The sequence below is a fragment of the Streptomyces sp. NPDC002092 genome, from assembly GCF_053593775.1.
The window spans coordinates 23,461-41,859 of the sequence record NZ_JBSFDG010000013.1; the positions used below are offsets into that span (position 1 = coordinate 23,461).

10 protein-coding genes are annotated in these 18,399 nt (G+C 70.8%); 1 reads left to right on the forward strand and 9 read right to left on the reverse strand.

Annotated features, from left to right (window positions below; genetic code table 11):
• The 9 genes from ACWCRD_RS28355 to ACWCRD_RS28395 form a co-directional block, all read right to left on the reverse strand.
• On the reverse strand, positions 1-1,959 hold the full coding sequence (locus tag ACWCRD_RS28355) for an alginate lyase family protein (RefSeq protein WP_450968599.1): 1,959 nt from the start codon (positions 1,957-1,959) through the stop codon (positions 1-3).
• Positions 1,956-4,136, reverse strand: a complete 2,181-nt coding sequence (locus ACWCRD_RS28360) for a bi-domain-containing oxidoreductase (protein ID WP_450968600.1) — start codon at positions 4,134-4,136, stop codon at positions 1,956-1,958. Before ACWCRD_RS28360 ends, ACWCRD_RS28355 begins: the two co-directional genes overlap by 4 nt.
• 19 nt (positions 4,137-4,155) lie before the next feature.
• Entirely contained in the window at positions 4,156-6,090 is a 1,935-nt protein-coding gene (asnB, locus tag ACWCRD_RS28365) for an asparagine synthase (glutamine-hydrolyzing) (RefSeq protein ID WP_450968601.1), read from the reverse strand.
• 3 nt (positions 6,091-6,093) lie between these two features.
• A complete protein-coding gene (locus ACWCRD_RS28370; protein WP_450968602.1) occupies positions 6,094-7,611 on the reverse strand; it encodes a Wzz/FepE/Etk N-terminal domain-containing protein in 1,518 nt (505 codons plus the stop codon).
• A complete protein-coding gene (locus tag ACWCRD_RS28375) occupies positions 7,608-8,978 on the reverse strand; it encodes a polysaccharide biosynthesis protein (RefSeq protein WP_450968603.1) in 1,371 nt (456 codons plus the stop codon). Before ACWCRD_RS28375 ends, ACWCRD_RS28370 begins: the two co-directional genes overlap by 4 nt.
• Positions 8,975-10,273, reverse strand: a complete 1,299-nt coding sequence (locus ACWCRD_RS28380; protein WP_450968604.1) for a glycosyltransferase family 4 protein — start codon at positions 10,271-10,273, stop codon at positions 8,975-8,977. The genes ACWCRD_RS28375 and ACWCRD_RS28380 overlap by 4 nt, the downstream gene beginning before the upstream one ends.
• Positions 10,230-11,546, reverse strand: a complete 1,317-nt coding sequence (locus ACWCRD_RS28385; protein ID WP_450968605.1) for a nucleotide sugar dehydrogenase — start codon at positions 11,544-11,546, stop codon at positions 10,230-10,232. The genes ACWCRD_RS28380 and ACWCRD_RS28385 overlap by 44 nt, the downstream gene beginning before the upstream one ends.
• A 103-nt stretch (positions 11,547-11,649) precedes the next feature.
• Positions 11,650-13,128, reverse strand: a complete 1,479-nt coding sequence (locus tag ACWCRD_RS28390; RefSeq protein WP_450968606.1) for a sugar transferase — start codon at positions 13,126-13,128, stop codon at positions 11,650-11,652.
• 1,071 nt (positions 13,129-14,199) lie between these two features.
• Positions 14,200-15,294: a PP2C family protein-serine/threonine phosphatase gene (locus tag ACWCRD_RS28395; protein ID WP_450968816.1), complete on the reverse strand. Its 1,095-nt coding sequence runs from the start codon at positions 15,292-15,294 to the stop codon at positions 14,200-14,202.
• 201 nt (positions 15,295-15,495) lie between these two features.
• On the opposite strand from ACWCRD_RS28395, the gene ACWCRD_RS28400 reads away from it, so the two are divergent.
• Positions 15,496-18,249: a SpoIIE family protein phosphatase gene (locus ACWCRD_RS28400; protein WP_450968607.1), complete on the forward strand. Its 2,754-nt coding sequence runs from the start codon at positions 15,496-15,498 to the stop codon at positions 18,247-18,249.
• The last annotated feature ends 150 nt before the right edge of the window (positions 18,250-18,399 follow it).

Below are 18,399 nucleotides of genomic sequence, written 5' to 3' on the forward strand. Positions count from 1 at the left end.
CTAGCCGCGGAACCTGAGCACGGTGGTGAAGCCCTCCGTGCCGTCGGTGAAGCCGGTGCCGACCAGCGTGGTGGCGGGTTCCTTGCGCCCGAATCCCGCGGAGTACCAGCCGAGCGGCGGATCGGTCTCGCCGCGATGCGCCTGCCAGGACAGCTGCCCGGGCAGGTCGAGCACCGCGGATCGGTCTTCGCCGTCCCGGGTCCAGGTGAGTTCGGCCCGGTCGTCCACCAGGTGCGCGGTGATCGCCGGGCCGAGGTGGAAGGCCAGCCGCACGGCCCCGCCCGGGCCGCGCACCTCGTCGATCACCCTCAACTCCCGGCTTTCGGGGGTGAGTTCCACCTGGCGGCGGTGCACCGAGCCCTGGTAGCCGTCGTGCTCCGCGCTCCAGCGGGCCGCTCCCTCGCCGGACGGGTCTGCGACCAGTACGCGGGTGTCGGCATGCCGGGTCCACAGGAACGGGCCGCCGGAGACGGACTGGTCGGCGCCGTCCACTTCGAGGGTGTTGTGGCCGAGGGTCGAGCGGAAGTACTGCCGCCACTCGGGCTGTCCGTGGTAGCAGTACGTCCCCGGGTCGGCGAGCACGTCGACGCCGTCGTGGCGGACCTCCACGGACAGTGCGTCCGCGTGGGCGTGCGCGGCGATGGACAGGAAGCCGTGCGGGCCGCCGTCGCAGCGGCACCAGATCTCCTCCGGGCCGCGCAGGATCGTCATCCCCGCGTCGGCGAAGTGACCTGGCCTGCTTGCCGGGCGGGACACGGCCGGTCCGGTTCCGTTCTTCGCGTACGGCCGGATGAGCGCGGCCAGCAGTGGGGTGCGCACATCGGTGCCGGTCACCGTCGGCCACCAGTCGAGCCGGCCGAACACCGCCTCCCCGGTGGACAGCAGCGAGCCCCAGCGGTCGGTGCCCTCGCCGTCCAGGATCAGGCCGTGCCCGTCGTCCGCGTCGCCCTGGCGGGGCGGACGCAGCCGGTTGTCCACGACGGCGGCGAGCGCGTCGGTCATCCGCAGCAGCACCAGACGGACGGTCGCGGGCACCGGCACGCCTGCGGCGTCCGCCTCGGCCACGGCGGCCAGACCGAGCTCCAGCACCAGGCCGTGGTATTCGGAGGCCAGTTCACGGTTGAGGCCGGAGAGGAAGGTGTTGCTGCGCAGATGCCGGTCGAGCGAGCGCAGGGCGTCGGCCCGCCACCGCTCCGAGGCGGGGAACCAGCCGAACGCGCAGGCCGCGGCGAACTGCCCGGCGGCCTCGGCGATGACGTGGTTGTTCGCCGACGACCCCCGGCTGGGGAAGGCGGCCAGCCAGCGCTGGTGGTGCCAGATCTGGTTCAGCGCCACCGGGTTGTCCTCGAACAGCCCGGCCGCACCCGGCCAGCCCTCCAGCAGCCGGCGCACCCACACCCACGACAGCAGCCGGATGCCCAGCTCGATGCCGCTGATCCAATGGACCCCGCGCAGCGGCGGGTTGGCCTCCCACCACGACCGCAGGTGCGCGGCCACGCGCTCGGCGTACCGCTCGTCCCCGGTGATCGCGTAGGCGGCGGCGAGCTGGGTGAGGTGGTGGTGCCGGGACAGCTCCCAGATCTGCTTGATGTCCCCGACCGCGTCCTCGCTGCGGTACGGCACGTCGAAGGCGTAGCCGGACGGGGCCCGGCGACCGGTCTTCGGGTCGTACCACCAGTCCGGGTCGACGAGGTCGTCGCGGGCCACCCCGAAGTACTCGACGTGCCCCTCCATCAGCCGGTCGGCCTCGGCGACGAGGCGTTTCGCGGCGTCCGACGGCACCGCGGCGATCGCCTCGGCGGGCAGCACCGCGGTGAACCGGGCGCCGGTCACGCTCGGGCAGGCCGGCGGCGCGGACCGCCACCGCCGTCGGCGCAGCGTGTCGCCCACCCGGCCCGCGACCTCCTGCGGTCCCATCCGGGACAGCCGTCGCAGGTACCAGCCCGCGCTCATCGTCATCGTGCGTTCTCCAACGTCACCGGAGCGCCGCCGGCCAGGCCGGCCTGCACGGCGAGGGTGGCCGCGGTGGTGGCGACCAGCGACCGAAGCGGCACCGGCATCGGCCCGCCGGTCCGAACGGCCTTGATGAACGCGGCCAGTTCGGCGTTCTGGCCCTTGTCCCGGGCCTTGGGCAGGCGCGAACTGACCCACTTCTTGGGGCCGTAGACCGAGGCGCGGACGAAGTCGTCGAGCCGCAGCACCTTGCCGTCGGCGACCAGGTCCAGCGTCTCCTTGGGGAAGCCGGCCGCGCCGGTGGTGACATAGCTGATGGTGGCGGAGGACCCGTCCGGGTAGCGCAGTACGACCTGCAGGTCCTCGTTGCCGGACGGGGCGACCGCGTAGACGGAGACCGGGTCGGCGTCGAGCAGCCAGCTCGCCGTGTCGATGAAGTGGCCGCCCTCGCCGGCGAAGCGTGAGCCCTCGGTGCCCTGCTGGAGGTACCAGCTGCCGTGCTGCAGCCGGCCCGCGTTGACCAGGTAGCGCAGGCTCGCCGGGCCGGAGCGGGTGCCGAACTGCTTCCTGGCCTCCTGCAGCAGCGGCGCGAAGCGGCGGTTGAAGCCCACCTGAAGCCGGTCGTTGCCGGACTCCTCCACCGTCGCGAGCACCCCGGCCAGTTCGTCCTCGGTGAGGGCCAGGGGCTTCTCCACGAACACCGTCTTGCCGGCCAGCAGTGCCTTGCGGGTCAGGTCGGCGTGCGAGCTGTGCCGGGTGACCACGAACACGGCGTCGATGGACTTGTCGCCGAGCACGGCGTCGAGGTCGGTGGTCGCCTCGGTGAAGCCGAACTTCCGCTGCGCGTTGGCCGCGGACAGCGCGGTCGTGGTGACGACGGTCGACAGCTCGACGCCCTCGCGCTGTGCCAGGTGCGGCAGCAGCATCGACGTCGCGTAGTTGCCGGCGCCGACGAACGCCAGCTTGACCCGCGTCCTGGCGGCGCGAGCCGGGCTCGGCTTGACGTTCACGGCCGGCACGGCCATCGCGGGGGCCTTTGCCTCCTCCGCTTCCCCCGACTGTCCGGGGTAGCGGAACAGCGCGGTGATGGCCTTCAGCTCGCCGTCCTTCAGGCGCTGGTAGGTCTCGACGGCGTCGTCGAAGTCGGCGACGTGGGAGATCAGGGGTTCCACGTCGATCCTGCCGCGGGCGGCGAGGTCGAGGAAGCAGGCCAGGTTGCGGCGCTCGGTCCAGCGGACGTGGCCGATCGGGTAGTCGCGGCCCTCCAGCTCGTACTCCGGGTCATAGCGCCCGGGGCCGTACGAGCGGGAGAAGCGGACGTCGAGTTCCTTCTCGTAGTACGCGTTCCACGGCAGGTCGAGGCGGCACTTGCCGATGTCGACGACCCGGCCGCGGTCCCGGGCCAGCTTGGCGGCCAGCTCGACGGGCTGGTTGCTGCCGCCGCCGGCGGCCAGGTACACCTGGTCCACTCCGTGACCGTCGGTGAGTTCGGCGACGGCGTTCTCCACGGCGGCGGAGGCGGGGTCGCCGCACGCCGCTGCGCCCAGGCGCTCGGCGAGTTCGCAGCGGGCCGGGTCGGGGTCGGCGCCGACGACGCGGACGCCCGAGGCGGCCAGGAGCTGCACCACCAGCTGCCCGATCAGGCCGAGGCCGATGACCAGGGCCACCTCGCCGAGCTGCGGTTCGCCCTGGCGGACGCCCTGCATGGCGATCGAGCCGACGGTGCCGAAGGCCGCGTGCTGCGGCGCGAGGCCGTCCGGCACCGGGACGTACAGGTTCTTCGGCACCCAGTTGAGCTCGGCGTGCAGCGCGTGCTCGTTGCCCGCGCAGGCCACGAGGTCGCCGACCTTCACGTCGTCGATGCCGGCGCCGACCTGCTCGACGACCCCGCACAGCGAGTAGCCGAGCGGTGTGTAGGAGTCCAGCTTGCCCATCACCTTGCGGTAGGTGGCGGGCACCCCGTTGGTGGCCACGCTCTGCATGACCTTGGCGACCTGGTCCGGACGGGAGCGGGCCTTGCCCAGCATCGACATGCCGGCCTCGGACACCTTCATCATCTCGGTGCCGGTGGAGATCAGCGAGTAGGCGCTGCGGACCAGCGCCCCTCCCGGCTTGCACCCCGGTACCGGAACGTCGAGCACCGCCAGCTCGCCGCTCTTGTAGTTCTGCACAACCTGCTTCACCCGAACTCCTCTGAAATTCCTAAGCCGTCAAACGAGTGCTCTGGCCGGACCCAGAGGTCGCGTCGCGATACCAGTACTCGAGCGTCAGTACGTGCCACAGATGCTTGGAGAAGTCCTGCTGCCCGGCCGCGTCCTCGGCGACCATCCGCTTGAGTGCGTCGCGGCGCAGGATCCCGGAGCGGACGAGTTCGCCGTCGTTGACCACCTCGCGCACCAGCGGTGCCAGATCGCGGCTCATCCAGGCCCGCAGCGGGGCGCTGAACAGGCCCTTGGGCCGGTAGACGATCTCCCGGGGCAGGATCGAGGTGGCCGCCTCCTTCAGGACCGCCTTGCCCTGCCGTCCGGCGATCTTGCGGTCGCCGGGGATGGCGAACGCCGCCTTGACCACCTCGACGTCCACATACGGCGTCCGTACCTCGGTCGACGCGGCCATGCTGGAGCGGTCCGTGTACGTGAGGTTCAGGCCCGGCAGGAACATCCGGGCGTCGGTCAGGCACATCCGGTTGACGAAGTCGTCGAGGTCGTTGTCCTGGTAGACGTCCGCGTGCTCGGTCAGTACGTCGTCGACCGTGCCGGCCAGGTCCGGGTCGAGCAGGGCGAGCAGTTCGTCCTGGTCGTACATGGTGTAGCTGCGCCGGAAGGCGGTCTCCTCCGGCAACTCGGCGAAGGAAAGGAACCGCTTGGCGAAGCGCACCGACCGGAATCCCCGGCGGGAGGTGGCGACCGGCAGCCGGTCCACGGCCGCGGACACCCCGCGCCGCAGGGGCCGCGGGACGCCCTGGTAGCGCAGCGCGATCAGGTTGGCCAGGTGCTTGCGGTAGCCGGCGAACAGCTCGTCGGCGCCCATTCCGGAGAGCATCACCTTGACCCCGGCCTCACGTGCGGCCGTGCAGATCAGGAACGTGTTGATCGCGGCGGGGTCGCCGATCGGCTCGTCCAGGCTGTACGTCATCTGCGGCAGCAGGTCGAGCACGTTCGGGGCGATCTCGATCTCGTGCAGGTCGACACCGAACCGCTGGGCCACCTGCCGGGCGTAGCGCAGGTCGTCGGGCATCGCCTCGAACTTGGCGTCCTCGGCGCGGAACCCGATCGTGTAGGCGGAGATGCCCGGCTGGTGGCGGGCCGCCAGCGCGGTCAGATAGCTGGAGTCGAGGCCGCCGGAGAGGAAGGTGGCCACGGGTACGTCGGAGAGCAGGTGGCGCCGGGTCGACTCCTCGACGACGGCGGCCAGGTCGGGCTGCTCGCCGGCCCGGGCCCGCTCGCGGCCCTCGGCGGCGACGTCCTTCAGGTCCCAGAACCGGCCGCGCTCCACCCGGCCGTCGGGCCGGCACCGCAGCCAGCTGCCCGGCGGCAGCTTCTCCGCCTCGCGGAACGCGCACCGCGAGTCCGGCACCCAGTAATAGAGGAGGGAGGCCACCAGCGCCGCGTGGTCCACCTCCAGCTTGCCGCCGGTGGCGGCGGCGAGCGCCTTCAGCTCGGAGGCGAACACCAGGCCCTCGCCGCGCCGCAGCAGGAACAGCGGCTTGATGCCCAACTGGTCGCGGACCAGGACCAGTTCACCGGTGCGCTCGTCGAAGATCCCGAACGCGAACATGCCGCGCAGCCGGGGCAGGCAGTCCGTGCCCCAGCGCCGCCAGGCCTCGAGGAGGACCTCGGTGTCGGAGGTGCCGCGGAAGCGCACTCCGGCCGCCTCCAGCTCGGCGCGCAGCTCGGGGGCGTTGTACAGCTCGCCGTTGTACGTCAGGGCGAGGCCGTCCGAGACCATCGGCTGGGCGCCGGTCTCGGTCAGGTCGATGATGGAGAGACGGCGGTGCCCGAGGTGCACCTCGCCGTCACCGACGGGGTGGCCGTAGCGGCCCGCTCCGTCCGGGCCGCGGTGGGCGAGGGTCTCGGTGAGCCGGTCGGTCACGACCTTTCCGTCCGGCCAGCGATAGGTGCCTGCGATGCCACACATGTGCTACCGCCCGTCCTGGTCGTTGCCCGGGACGTGTGCGGCCCAGATCGGCTGCCGCTCCGTCCGCGGCTGGTTGGTGCCGTTCTGCCGGGCCGGCCGCTCGGCACGGCCGCGCAGCGCGGTGTGCAGCCCGTCCCACAGGGTGCCGTCGGTGCGGTCGCGCGGATCGGGGTCGATCAGCACCACACCGATCACCGGGATGCGCTGGTCCGCGAGCTGCCGTGCCACGGTGTGCAGCCAGGCGGCGCTGCCGTGTCCGGCCCGCACGACGAGCACGGTCTGGGTGCCGAGGTGGCGCAGGTCGGTCCACGCCGTGCCGGGCGCCACCGAGCCGACGCCGATGCGGCGCTCCGAAGGCGACAGGGTTGCGGCACGCTCGCCGCTGACCACGGGCGGATCTCCCGGCTTCTTACGGCCTTCGAGCTGTCCGCCCGGCAGATCGTCGACGACGGTCACGGGCCCCTGTGCCGCCAGGGCCCGGGCGAGGTCCAGGGCGATCACGCTTGTGCTGCGCGCACAGCCCAGTTCCAGCAGCGACACCGGTTCCGTGGAGTCCCCCGTGGTACGGGCCAGGGTCGCGGTGAGCCGTTCTCGGGTCACCCGGGTGCGTCGGCGCCGCCACAGCTTGCCCGAGCGGCGGGGCAGCTCCGCGATGACGGAGGCGCCCAGGTTCGCGGCGATGTCCCGGCGCAGCACCGGGCGGTCCGCCACCACCGTGCCGACCGCGGCGATGGCAAGCCCGAGGACGAGCCCGAGGATCCCCCCGACGGCGGCGTCGGTGACCAGGGCCTTGGGCAGGGAGTGGGGCACCGCGCGCGGCGCGTCCACGATCTGCGTGCCGGCGATGACCTGGGGCGTGCCGGTGCGGGCGTCCGCGGCGCGCTGGTCGAAGTCGGAGATGCGCGAGTTGAGTTCGGCCCGGCGGGCGAAGAGCGTCTCGATGCCCGCCGACGCCTTCGGGTCGCTGTCCGGGGAGCGGTTTCCTATCTGCTTGTTGACCTGGGCGAGTTCGACCCGCATGCGGTCACGCTGGTCGAGCAGGGCCTTGGCCTCGGCCTGCGCGGTGTCCTTCATCCGCCGTACATGGTCGGCGACGAACGAGTCGGCCAGTGCCTTGGCGCGGGCCACCGCTTGTGCCTCGCTGTCGCCGGTCACGGTGATCTGCAGAAGGTTGTTGGTCAGACCGGCGCCCTGGTAGTCCTTCATGAAGTCCTCGGGCTTCACCGGGGACTTCAGGGCCTGCAGGGCCTTGTCGGCGATCTGGGTGGTCTGCAGCAGCTGGACGTCGGTGCGGATCAGCGTTCCGGTGTCGTTCGGCTGGTCGTCCGCGTGCGCGACCAGCACCTTGGTCACCGCGGTCGGCGGAGGCGGCATCAGGACCGCCACCGCGGCGCCGGCCAGCAGGCCGAGGAGCGCCATGGCCGTCCACAGGCGACGGCGCCTGCGCACCGCCACCACCAGCGCCTGCAGGTCGATGAGCGGAGTGGCAGCCGACGACTCCGAAGTCGTGCTTGTCGTCACGCTGAACCTCCCGTTGCGTGGCCGCGCACCGCGAGCGCCAGCGTGGCGTCGTCCGGAAGCGGGCCGGCGGACCTGGTGGGGCGGGCCTGGACCAGGTCGGCGACGACGATGCCGACGACCTCGTGCCTGCCGTCCGCGCACGCCTCCGCGATGCCGACGAGCTCCTCCGCGGTCCAGCTGTCCGCGCTGAGGACCACCACTGCGCCGGACTCGTTCTCGCGGTCCGGGACCACGGGGCGGTCCACCGAAACCTCCACCATCCGCAGCATCGGACCGCTCCTGGCCTCGGCCACGAGCTGTCCTGCGGCCCGGCGGGCGATGTCGTCGCCTTCCGGTACGACGACCAACAGCCGCTGGGCGGAGGGCAGTCGCTCCTTCAGCCGGGCACACACCCGCCGGTAGCGCAGCCGTCGGCCGGCCTCGTCGCCGGACTTCTGCGGGGCCGGTAGGTCCCAGGGGGTGTCGAGGCCGAGGAGTCGGCGGATCACGGCTCGTGGGCCCCCGCCTGCCGGCCGGTGCGCGCGCCGTTCACCGGCCACGTCGACGGTGCCCAGCAGCGTCGAACCCAGCGCCGCGGCGATCTCCGGTTCGGTGCGCAGTCGGCGGTTCATCCGGGCGGCGACGAGGTGGCCGATGACGGCGAGCAGGAAGAACAGCAGTGCGCCGCCGACGACGAGTTGGATCCTTGTCGGCGCGGCCTCGCCGTTCGGCGGGGCGGCGGGCCCCATGACGACCATGCCTGCCTTGTTGGTCGCCGGGTTGGCCTCGTCCACCTTCTTCATGGCCCCCTCCAGCGAGGTGCGCAGGTTCTCGAGCGCAGTACGGGCCTGCACGCTCTCCACGGTCTGACCGGGATCGGCCGCCTTCGCCAGGTCGCTGATGCGGCGGTTGGTCTCCTCGACCTGCTTGCGCAGCGTGTCGTTCGCCGTGGTTGTTGCGGAGTCCGTGCCGCTGCCCGCGATCTGCGCGGTGTACTGCACGAATTGCTGGGCCACCTGGTCGGCGAGCTGCTGCGCGCGCTTCGGAGTGTCGGCCGTACCCGCGATCGTGATGATGTTCCCGTCCGCGGCCTTGGCGCTGACCTGCTTCCGCAGGTCGGAGGTGCCCACGCCGGACCAGTGCAGAGCGTCGGCCGCGCGGTCGACGACCGCCGAACTGGTGGCGAGGTCCACCTGGGTGAGCAGTTCGCGCTCCTCCCACAGTCCCGGCAGCAGTACCGGTGCCGATGCCGTGTACCGCGGTGGGAACACCACGACCGAGGCGCCGAAGCCGACCAGCGCGCCCACGACGGTGAGGACGGCGAGCAGCCGCCAGCGCCGGCTGAATATCCGCCCGATGGTGACCAGGCGTATCGTGTCCTCGCTCAACTGCGCTGCCTCTTCCCTGTCCGGACCGGCTCGACCGCCGACACCGGGGTGTGGTCACGGCAGGCGGCGGCATAGGCGGCGAGCAGCGACGCTTGTGAGTTCTCCCAGGACAGCGGCCCGCTGATCCGTTCCTGGCCGGTCTTGCCCATCCGGGCCCGCCTGTCCGGGTCGTCCATCAACTCGGCGACGAGTTCGGCGAACCGGGCCTCGTCGTTGGCGGGTGCGTAGACGGCGGCGTCACCGGCGGAGACGCGCGCCTCCTTCAGCTCGAAGGAGACGATCGGCCGGCCCATCGCCATGTACTCGAGGACCTTGTTCATGGTCGACACGTCGTTGAGCGGGTTGCGCGGGTCGGGAGACAGGCACACGTCCGCGGTGGACAGGTAGCGAACCAGGTCCGCGTCCGGAATGCGCCCGGTGAACTGCACCTGCTCGGTGAGGCCGAGCTTCCTGGACAGCTCCACCATCGCGTCGAAGGCGTCGCCGGAACCGACGAAGACCGCATGCCAGTCGGTCCGCCCGAGCTCGTCGCGCAGCTTCGCCAGGGCCCGCAGGGCGTAGTCGACGCCGTCCTGGGGGCCCATGACGCCGAGGTAGCACAGCAGATGGGGCTTGCCGCGCTTCAACTCCGGCTCGGGCGGCACCGGTTGGAACCGCTCGATCTGGGGAGCGCTGCGCACCACGAACACGTCCTGCGGGCGTTTACCGCCGCGGCGCACCGCGACGTCGCGGTAGCTCTCGTTCGTGGCGAGGACGATGTCGGCGGCCCGGTAGGTCCGCCGTTCCAGCGCGCACACACCGCGGTAGAGCAGGTCCTTGCCGCGGTCGAACCGGGACAGGTACAGCTCGGGCACCAGGTCGTGCTGGTCGAAGACGAACCGCGCGCCGCGCCGCTTGAGCCACAGGGCCGGCAGGAACAGCAGGTCGGGCGGGTTGCAGGCGTGGACCACGTCGACCGGGCCGACCTTGCGGGCCAGCCGGGCCGTGTGCCACAGCGCCGATCCGTACTCCTTGAGATAGCCGGCCGGCCCTCCGGTGGCCGCGCGCAGCGGGTAGCGGTGGATCCGCACCCCGTCGATCACCGCCTCCGGCTCGGTGTCGCGCTTGGTGCCCTGCGGACAGATGACGTCCACCGTCCAGCCCGCGTCGCGCAGCGTCGTGCACTCCTGCCAGACCCGCCGGTCGAAGGGCACCGACAGGTTCTCCACCAGGATCAGGGCGCGTCGCCCGGATCCCTCACCGCTGATTGCATTACCAAGCAAGGCCCACGTACCCCGGTTCGGTCCGGCGCGCATCGGCGTCGGGAAGGTGGATGAGGTCGACGATCACCGGGGCATTCCCGTGGGGCAGCACCGACAGCACGGCCGGGTCCCTGGTCCCGACCAGGCACACCTCGGCATGGTCGAGCACCTCCTCGACGGACTCCGCGAGCAGCTGCGCGAGGTGCGGCAGCCGGTTCTCGATGTACTCGCGGTTCGCGCCGAGCAGCCGGGACAGGCTCACATTGGCGTCGTAGATCTTGAGGTCGTACCCCTTGCCGAAGAGGCGCTCCGCCAGCTCGACGAGCGGGCTCTCGCGGAGGTCGTCGGTGCCGGGTTTGAAGGACAGCCCGAACATTCCCACCCGGCGCTTTCCGGTGCGCTCGACCAGGTCCACCGCGCGCTGCAGATGGTCGGCGTTGGAGGGCAGCACATGGGAGAGGATGGGCACCGAGACGTCCGCCCGCTGCGCCGCATGGACGAGGCTGCGCAGGTCCTTGGGCAGGCAGGAGCCGCCGAAGGCGAAGCCGGGCCGCAGATAGGCGGGGCTGATGTTCAGCTTGCGGTCGGCCAGGAACACGTCGATCACCTGGTGCGAGTCCACCCCGAGCGCCTGGCACACCGCGCCCAGCTCGTTCGCGAAGCCGATCTTCAGTCCGTGGAACGCGTTGTCCGCGTACTTGATCGCCTCGGCCGTCGGGACCGGCACCCGGAACACCTCGCCGGGCAGGCCCTCGTACAGCGCCATCACGGCGTCGCCGCTGGCCGGGTCGAGTTCACCGATGACGGTCTTGGGCGGGTCGAAGAAGTCCCGCACGCTCGTGCCCTCGCGCAGGAACTCCGGGTTGACCGCGACCCCGACGTCCACCCCGACCGTGCCGCCGAGGTTCTTCTCCAGGATCGGCACCAGCAGGTTCAGGCAGGTGCCCGGGAGCATGGTGCTGCGGAACACGACGGTGTGCCGCCCGCCGCGCTCGGCGAGCGCGGCGCCGATCTCCTCGGTGACCCGCTCCAAGTACGTGGTGCACAGGCTGCCGTTGGGCTCCGACGGCGTGCCCACACAGACCAGCGAGATCTCGCTGTCCATGATGGCCTCGCGGACGTCGGCGGTGGCGCGCAGGGCTCCGGTCCGCACGACGTCGGCGATGAGCTCACCGATCCGCTCCTCGACCACCGGGGCCTTGCCGTCGTTGACCAGGTCGACCTTCACCTGGTTGACGTCCACGCCGATGACCTCGTGCCCCATGCTGGCCAGGCACGCGGCCGATACGCAGCCCACGTAGCCGAGCCCGAAAACGCTGACTCTCATGACCCGTTCCTCCCCCCACACAGGCCCTTGTGGCCTGCGATCCCCCCAGCAAGGCCCTTGTGGCCTGCCGTCCACATGTCGGCCGGACGACGCCCCCCGCGCATCAGTAGGCCCCCTGCCCGTGAAGCACCGCACGCATCGTCTTCCACAAGATCACCGTGTCCAGGGCGAGCGACCAGTCCTCCACGTACCTGAGGTCGAGGCGGACCGCCTCCTCCCACGGCAGGTCGCTGCGTCCGCTGATCTGCCACAGACCGGTGAGCCCGGGCTTGACCAGCAACCGCCGCCGGATGTCGGGGTCGTACGCGGCGCACTCCTCCGGCAGGGGCGGCCGTGGACCGACGAGCGACATCGATCCCGTCAGCACGTTGAAGAGCTGCGGGAGTTCGTCGATCGAGTACCGGCGCAGCACTCCCCCGACCCGGGTCACCCTCGGATCGTGGCGGACCTTGAACAGCAGCCCTGCGCCCTCGTTCTGGTCGGCGAGTTCCGCACGTGCCCGGTGGGCGTCGACGACCATGGTGCGGAATTTGAGGATGGTGAACTCGCGGCCGTCCTTGCCGACCCTGCGCTGGCGGTAGAAGGCTCCGCCCCGGCTGTCCGCCAGTATGAGCACCGCGACGAACGCCATCAGCGGCGCGAACAGCATCAGCAGGACCGCAGCGCCGACCCGGTCGACGACCGCCTTGATGGCCCGGCGGCCTCCGGTGAAGGCCGGGAGGCTGACCCGCAGCAGCGGGATACCGAGCACCGCGTCGACGTGCAGCCGCGGGCCGGCCACCTCCATCAGCACCGGCGCCACGACCATCTCGGCGTCGCTGCCTTCGAGGTTCCAGGCCAGCCGCTGCAGCCGGTCCGGCGTCCAGTGCGGGTCGGGTGTGACGGCGACGACGCGGTAGCCGTCGTGGTGGACGTGCTTGGCGACGTCCGTCAGCCGGCCGACCACCGGCACGCCGTCCAGCTGGTCGCCGTCGCGTCCGCGACCGTCCGGCGTGCACACGGCCTCAACGCGCCAGCCGATGTGCGGGAACTTGCGGGTTCGGGTGATCAGGTCGCGCACGGTGGCCGGGCTTCCGGCGGCGAGCACCGGCCTCAGGCACCGGCCTTCCTTGCGCTGTTTGTGCAGCCAGAGGCGGAGCACATACCGCTCCGTCATGGTGACCACCGCGATCGCGGGGATCGCGACGAAGATCCAGAGCTTGATGTTGCGCGAGGTGAGGGCTATCCCGCCGAGCGCCAGTACGACGGTCGCCGCGAACAGTGAGCGTCCGAGTCTTCGGAATTCCTCGGCGCCCTGGCCGAGCACGGCCGGAGCCCAGGCACGTCCGACCGCAAGCGCTGCCAGCACGAGCAGCCAGGTGCCGAAGGCGAGTATCCCCCACTTCTCGTGCCAGTTGGCCGCGTCCCGGGCCCCGAAGAAGTTGCCTATCGTCCCCACCACCGAGGCGGTGGCCACGGTGTCGCTGGTGATCACGGTACGGCGGTACCGCTGCTCCCAGTCGCTCGCGGGCCGGCTGATCGCCTCTTTCGCCAGACGCCCGCGCGCCGACGAAAAAGGGTCGACTATTCCCCCCTGCCGCACAGAAACCCCCCGGTCCCCAGTGGTACGACGTGTTCGTCCAACACTGCTGCCCCTCCCCCACGGGAGGCCCCCGCCTCCCGCACGCTTCCTCCCCTTGGGAGGTCCCCGCCCCCCGCGATGCGCTGTCCCTTCCCGAAAGAGGCCCCCGCCTCCCGCGCACGACATCACGGCTACTGCAACCGCACCTGAACAACTCGCCCCGGCCGCGGCACACTCACATGCCCGGCCAGACTCTCGAGTTGTACGGAAACCCGTCGACACCTCGGATGCTCCCCGCACCCGAAGCCCCTTTCGGGCCCCAAGAATTGATCACCCCCACGTCGGCGCCAGAGACACGGCTACGCGCCCGTCTGCATCACCGACCCATGGATCACCATTTGTCGCCTCGTGTCCCAGCATGCGAAGCAAGGTCAATCTAGACCATCGGAACCCGCCTGGAGAGAGGAACGTGTGGAATTTGTGCCCGAGATTTGAAGATGGCTCCAATGGATCGGTGCCCGCCCTCAGGTGCCGTAGCGACGAAGGACGTGCCTGTGACCTGTGCTGCCGGGCGCGGACAGGGTCTGTCCGGCGAGATCTCGTCGATGAGCGAGGGGCGGTGGTTGCCTGTGGGAGCGGTCGAAGGCACCAGGAAAGCGGAATCTGGCCGCCCCGTTCAGGTGGGCGGACGCCGAGGCTGCGCAGACGGCTCACCCCGGACCGCGGGGAAGTCAAGGGTCACTTTCGACAATCTGAGCGATGGATCTGCCCGTTCCTACGGTGTGGCGACACGCAATCGTCCCCGTCGACCGCCAGGAAGTGGTGCCGATGTCCTCCCCCGCGACCGCTCCGCCAGCCCCGTCCAACCTTCCCCGCATCGTCGCCGCCAGCCTCATCGGCACCACCGTCGAGTGGTACGACAACTCATTCGATCGGGGCTAGAACCTGCGGTTTTACTTGATTCTGGCCCTCGAAGTCAGCACGGAACCAGCACGGGGTTGGTGGCGTGCTGACTCGGTGCCGGCCGACCTGCGTCGCAGCGCGCAGCCGAAGCCGGCGGGCCCGTGGGACGACGCCCCGCAACTCCTCCCGTCATGGCCCCCGAGAGCACTTCAGCGCGAGGGCGGCGATGTCGTCGTCGAGCCTTCCGCCGCTGTGCTGCAGCAGATCCCTGTGCAGCCGGTCGAGCAGCTCGCGGGGCTGCTCCAGGCCCTGCCGCCGCATCCAGTCGGACAGCGGGAAGAACTGGCCCGTGTGGTCCCGGGTCTCCGATACGCCGTCCGTGTACAGCAGCAACTGGTCACCCGGGGCGATGGCGACGATGTCGACCCAGTAGCGGTCACCGATCAGCTCCGCGAGGTTGAGGGGCGGCGAGGGGATGGTGGGCTCGAGGATCCGGACCTGCCCACGGTGCGCGATCAGCGGCGGGGGATGCCCGCAGTTGAGCAGTCGCAGGTGGCCGCCGCCGGACGGGATCTCGGCGAGGAGAGCGGTGGCGAAGTGCTCCGACTGGTCCTGGACGGGAAACGCAGCGCTGTGGCGCGTGATGGTGGTCTCCAGCCGGTGGATGATGCCCTGCAGGTCGGGCTCGTCGTACGCGGCCTCCCTGAAGCAGCTGATCACCGCCGAGGCCGCACCCACCGCGGCCATGCCCTTGCCGCGTACGTCACCTATGAGCAGCCGGACCCCGTGCGCTGTACCGATCGCCTCATAGAAGTCGCCGCCGACCCGGGCCTGCTCCTGGGCCGCCAGATACAGCGACTCGATCTCGACGTCCTCGATGCGGCGCGGCAGCGGGCGCAGCAGCACCTTCTGGACCGCGTCGGCGACGAGCCGGACCTGGAAGAGTATTTCCTCTCGCTGAAGCCGGACATGGCTCGCGTACGCGGCCGCCAAAGTGACCGCGATGATCGCGGCCGACGTGTACTGCGTGCCCAGATCGGTGTAGAAGAAGCTGAGAACGATCATGGTCAGCAGGCAGAACGCCCCCAGCAGGATCGTGGGGAGCACGGGCCACATCGCGGCGGCAAGGGCGGGTGCGGCGGGCAGAAGGCGGCTGACGGCGATTTCCCTGGGGGTGGAGAACGCCAGGCCGGCGATGAGGACGGTCAGGATCACGGGTGAGAGCCGGGCAGCTTCCCATCGGCCGCCGTAGGCAGGACGACGGCGCCACAGCCGCCCAAGCATGATCACAAAATGCATCATATCGACCTGAGCGGACATCGGTCGCGGGGACGTCACGCACGTCACGCGAGCGATCGGGGCGACCTGCCCCGCCCTGAGGACCGGCCCATACCGCGCATGACCACACAGACACCCGAACTCAGCCGGGCAAGGGCAGCGCGGGCAGGCCTGGCCACTTGGGATCACCGGTGTTAGAAAGGTCGCATGGCGAATCGTTTCGCCCGTTTTCAGCGCCCCTCAGCAAAGGGGCTGATCAGCAAGGGCACGCGAAGCGTGGCCGGGCAGGTGCTGGTTTTCCAGGTGGCCCTGGTGGTGCTGCTCGTAACCGCCGGCGTCTTTGCCCTCGTCCTGCAGTCGGAGCGGGACACCAGCGCCGAGGCCAAGCGCCGCTCCACGGCCGTCGCGCAGACGTTCGCACACTCACCAGGCATCCTGGCGGCACTGCGGGCCCCGGAGCCGAGCAAAATTCTCCAGCCGCTCACCGAGGCGGCACGCCGGGCCACCGGCGTCGACTTCATCGTGGTCATGGACACCAAGGGCATCCGGTACACGCACCCCTTGCCGGACCGCATCGGAAAGCGGTTCGTGGGCAAGATCGGGCCGTCGCTGGCGGGGAAGGTCTACGTGGAGAGCGTCAAGGGCCCGCTCGGTCGCGAGGTGCAGGCCACGGTCCCGGTCAAGAACGCCGACAGCAAGGTGGTGGCCCTCGTCTCAGCCGGGATGAAGGTCAAGAACGTCGAAAGTCAGGTGGACCGCCAACTACCGATCATCCTGGGGGCAGGGGCCGGGGCGCTCGCGTTGTCCACCGGTGTGACGGTCCTGGTGGGCCGACGGCTGCGGCGGCAGACACACAGCCTGGCCCCGGACGAGATGACCTTGATGTACGAGCACCACGACACGGTGCTCCACTCCGTCAAGGAAGGGGTGCTGATCGTGGCTGCCGACGGGCGGCTGATGCTGGCGAACGACGAAGCCAGACGACTGCTGGAGCTGCCCCCGGACGTCGAGGGACGGCTTGTCTCGGATCTGCCGGGCCTCGATCCCGAGACGAAGGCGCTTCTCGTCTCCGGACACGAGGCCACTGACGAGGTGCACCTCGCCGGAGATCGGCTGCTCGCGGTCAACCAGCGGCCCACGGATCGCGAGGGCGGCCCCAAAGGGACGGTGGTGACGCTGCGCGACACCACCGAACTGCAGGCGGTGACCGGCAGGGCAGATGTGGCGCGGGAACGGCTCAGGCTGCTGTACGACGCCGGACTCCACATCGGTACCACGCTGGACGTGCTGCGCACCGCCGACGAGTTGGCGCGCGTCCCCGTTCCCCGCTTCGCGGACTTCGTCACTGTGGACCTGGCCGACGCCGTCCTGCACGGCGAGGAGCCGGCGCCCACGGCGAAGGACATGCGACGCGGTGCCGTGCGCGGCATCCGGGACGACCATCCGCTCTCCGAGCAGGGGCGGCTTTTCGACTACCTTCCCTCCACGCCCCAGGCGCGCGGTTACGGCAGCGGCCGCTCCCAGCTGGTGAGCGATCTGCCGACGGCCACGGGCTGGCGCGTGCAGGACCCGGGGCGCGCCGAGGCGATCATCGACTACGGCATCCATTCCCTCATCAGCGCCCCCGTCCAGGCCGGCGGCGTCGTGCTGGGCATGGCCAACTTCTGGCGCGCGCGACCACGTCAGCCCTTCGACGAGGAGGACCTGTCGCTGGCGGAGGAACTGGTGGCCCGTGCCGCGACAAGCATCGACAACGCCCGCCGCTACACCCGTGAGCACGCCCTCGCAGTCACCCTCCAGCGCAGCCTGCTGCCGCAGGCCGTGCCCGAGCAGAACGCCCTCGACATCGCCTACCGCTACCTCCCCGCCCAGTCGGGCGTGAGCGGGGACTGGTTCGACGTCATTCCCCTGCCGGGGAGCCGGGTGGCACTGGCCGTGGGCGATGTGGTCGGCCACGGCCTCCACGCCGCCGCCACGATGGGTCGACTGCGGACCGCGGTGCACAACTTCTCCTCCCTCGATCTGCCGCCCGACGAGCTGCTGAGCCGTCTGGACGACCTGGTCGGCCGCATCGACCAGAACGAGTCGGCCGAGAGTGCCGCAGGCCTCGTGGGCGCCACCTGCCTGTACGGGATCTACGACCCCGTGACGCGCAGCTACGTCACGGCGCGTGCGGGGCATCTGGCGCCCGCACTGGTCCAGCCCGACGGAACCGTCACCTTCCCGGACGTGCCGGCCGGCCCGCCCCTCGGCCTCGGCGGCATGCCGTTCCGGACCGCGGAGCTGTGCCTCGCGGAGGGAACCCAGCTCGTCCTGTACACCGACGGCCTCATCGAGGACCGCAGGCGCGACCTGGATCTGGGAATGGAACTGCTGCGCGATGCGCTGACGGGCCACCCCGGACGGCCGCCCGAGGAGACCTGCCAGGACGTGCTGGACAGCTTGCTCCCCGAGCGCCCCGAGGACGACGTCGCCCTGCTCGTCGCACGCACGCAGGAACTGCCGCCCGACCGGATCGCCGACTGGGATGTACCGCCGGACCCGGCGGCGGTCGCGGGGATGCGCGACGCCGTGTCCGAGAAGCTCGAAGCCTGGGGCCTGTCAGAACTCGGCTTCACCACGGAGCTCGTCCTGAGTGAGCTCATCACCAACGCCATCCGCTATGGCGCCGAGCCGTTTCACGTACGGCTGATCCGCGACCGCACGCTGATCTGCGAGGTGTCCGACGGCAGCAGCACCTCACCGCATCTGCGGTACGCCGCGACCACGGACGAGGGCGGCCGGGGCCTGTTCCTGGTGTCACAGATGGCTGAGCGCTGGGGCACCCGGTACACCCCACAGGGCAAGGTGATCTGGGCCGAACAGGCCCTGCCCAAGGCCGTCCAGCAGCCCGTCCCGGCACCGGCCGACGTGGCTACGCCCCCTGACGAGGAGGCGGCAGGCCCGGGAACCCCGACATGAGGGCGACGGCGTGAGTTCCCGGCCACTTTTCCGACGGTTTGCGGTCAGAATATCCGGGAACCCGGAATCGGTTTGCGCCGGAAGTCCGGGGGAGCAGAAAGCAGCCGCTCGTCGCACGTCTGTCATGCGGGGCGCTCTGCGTGTTTCGTA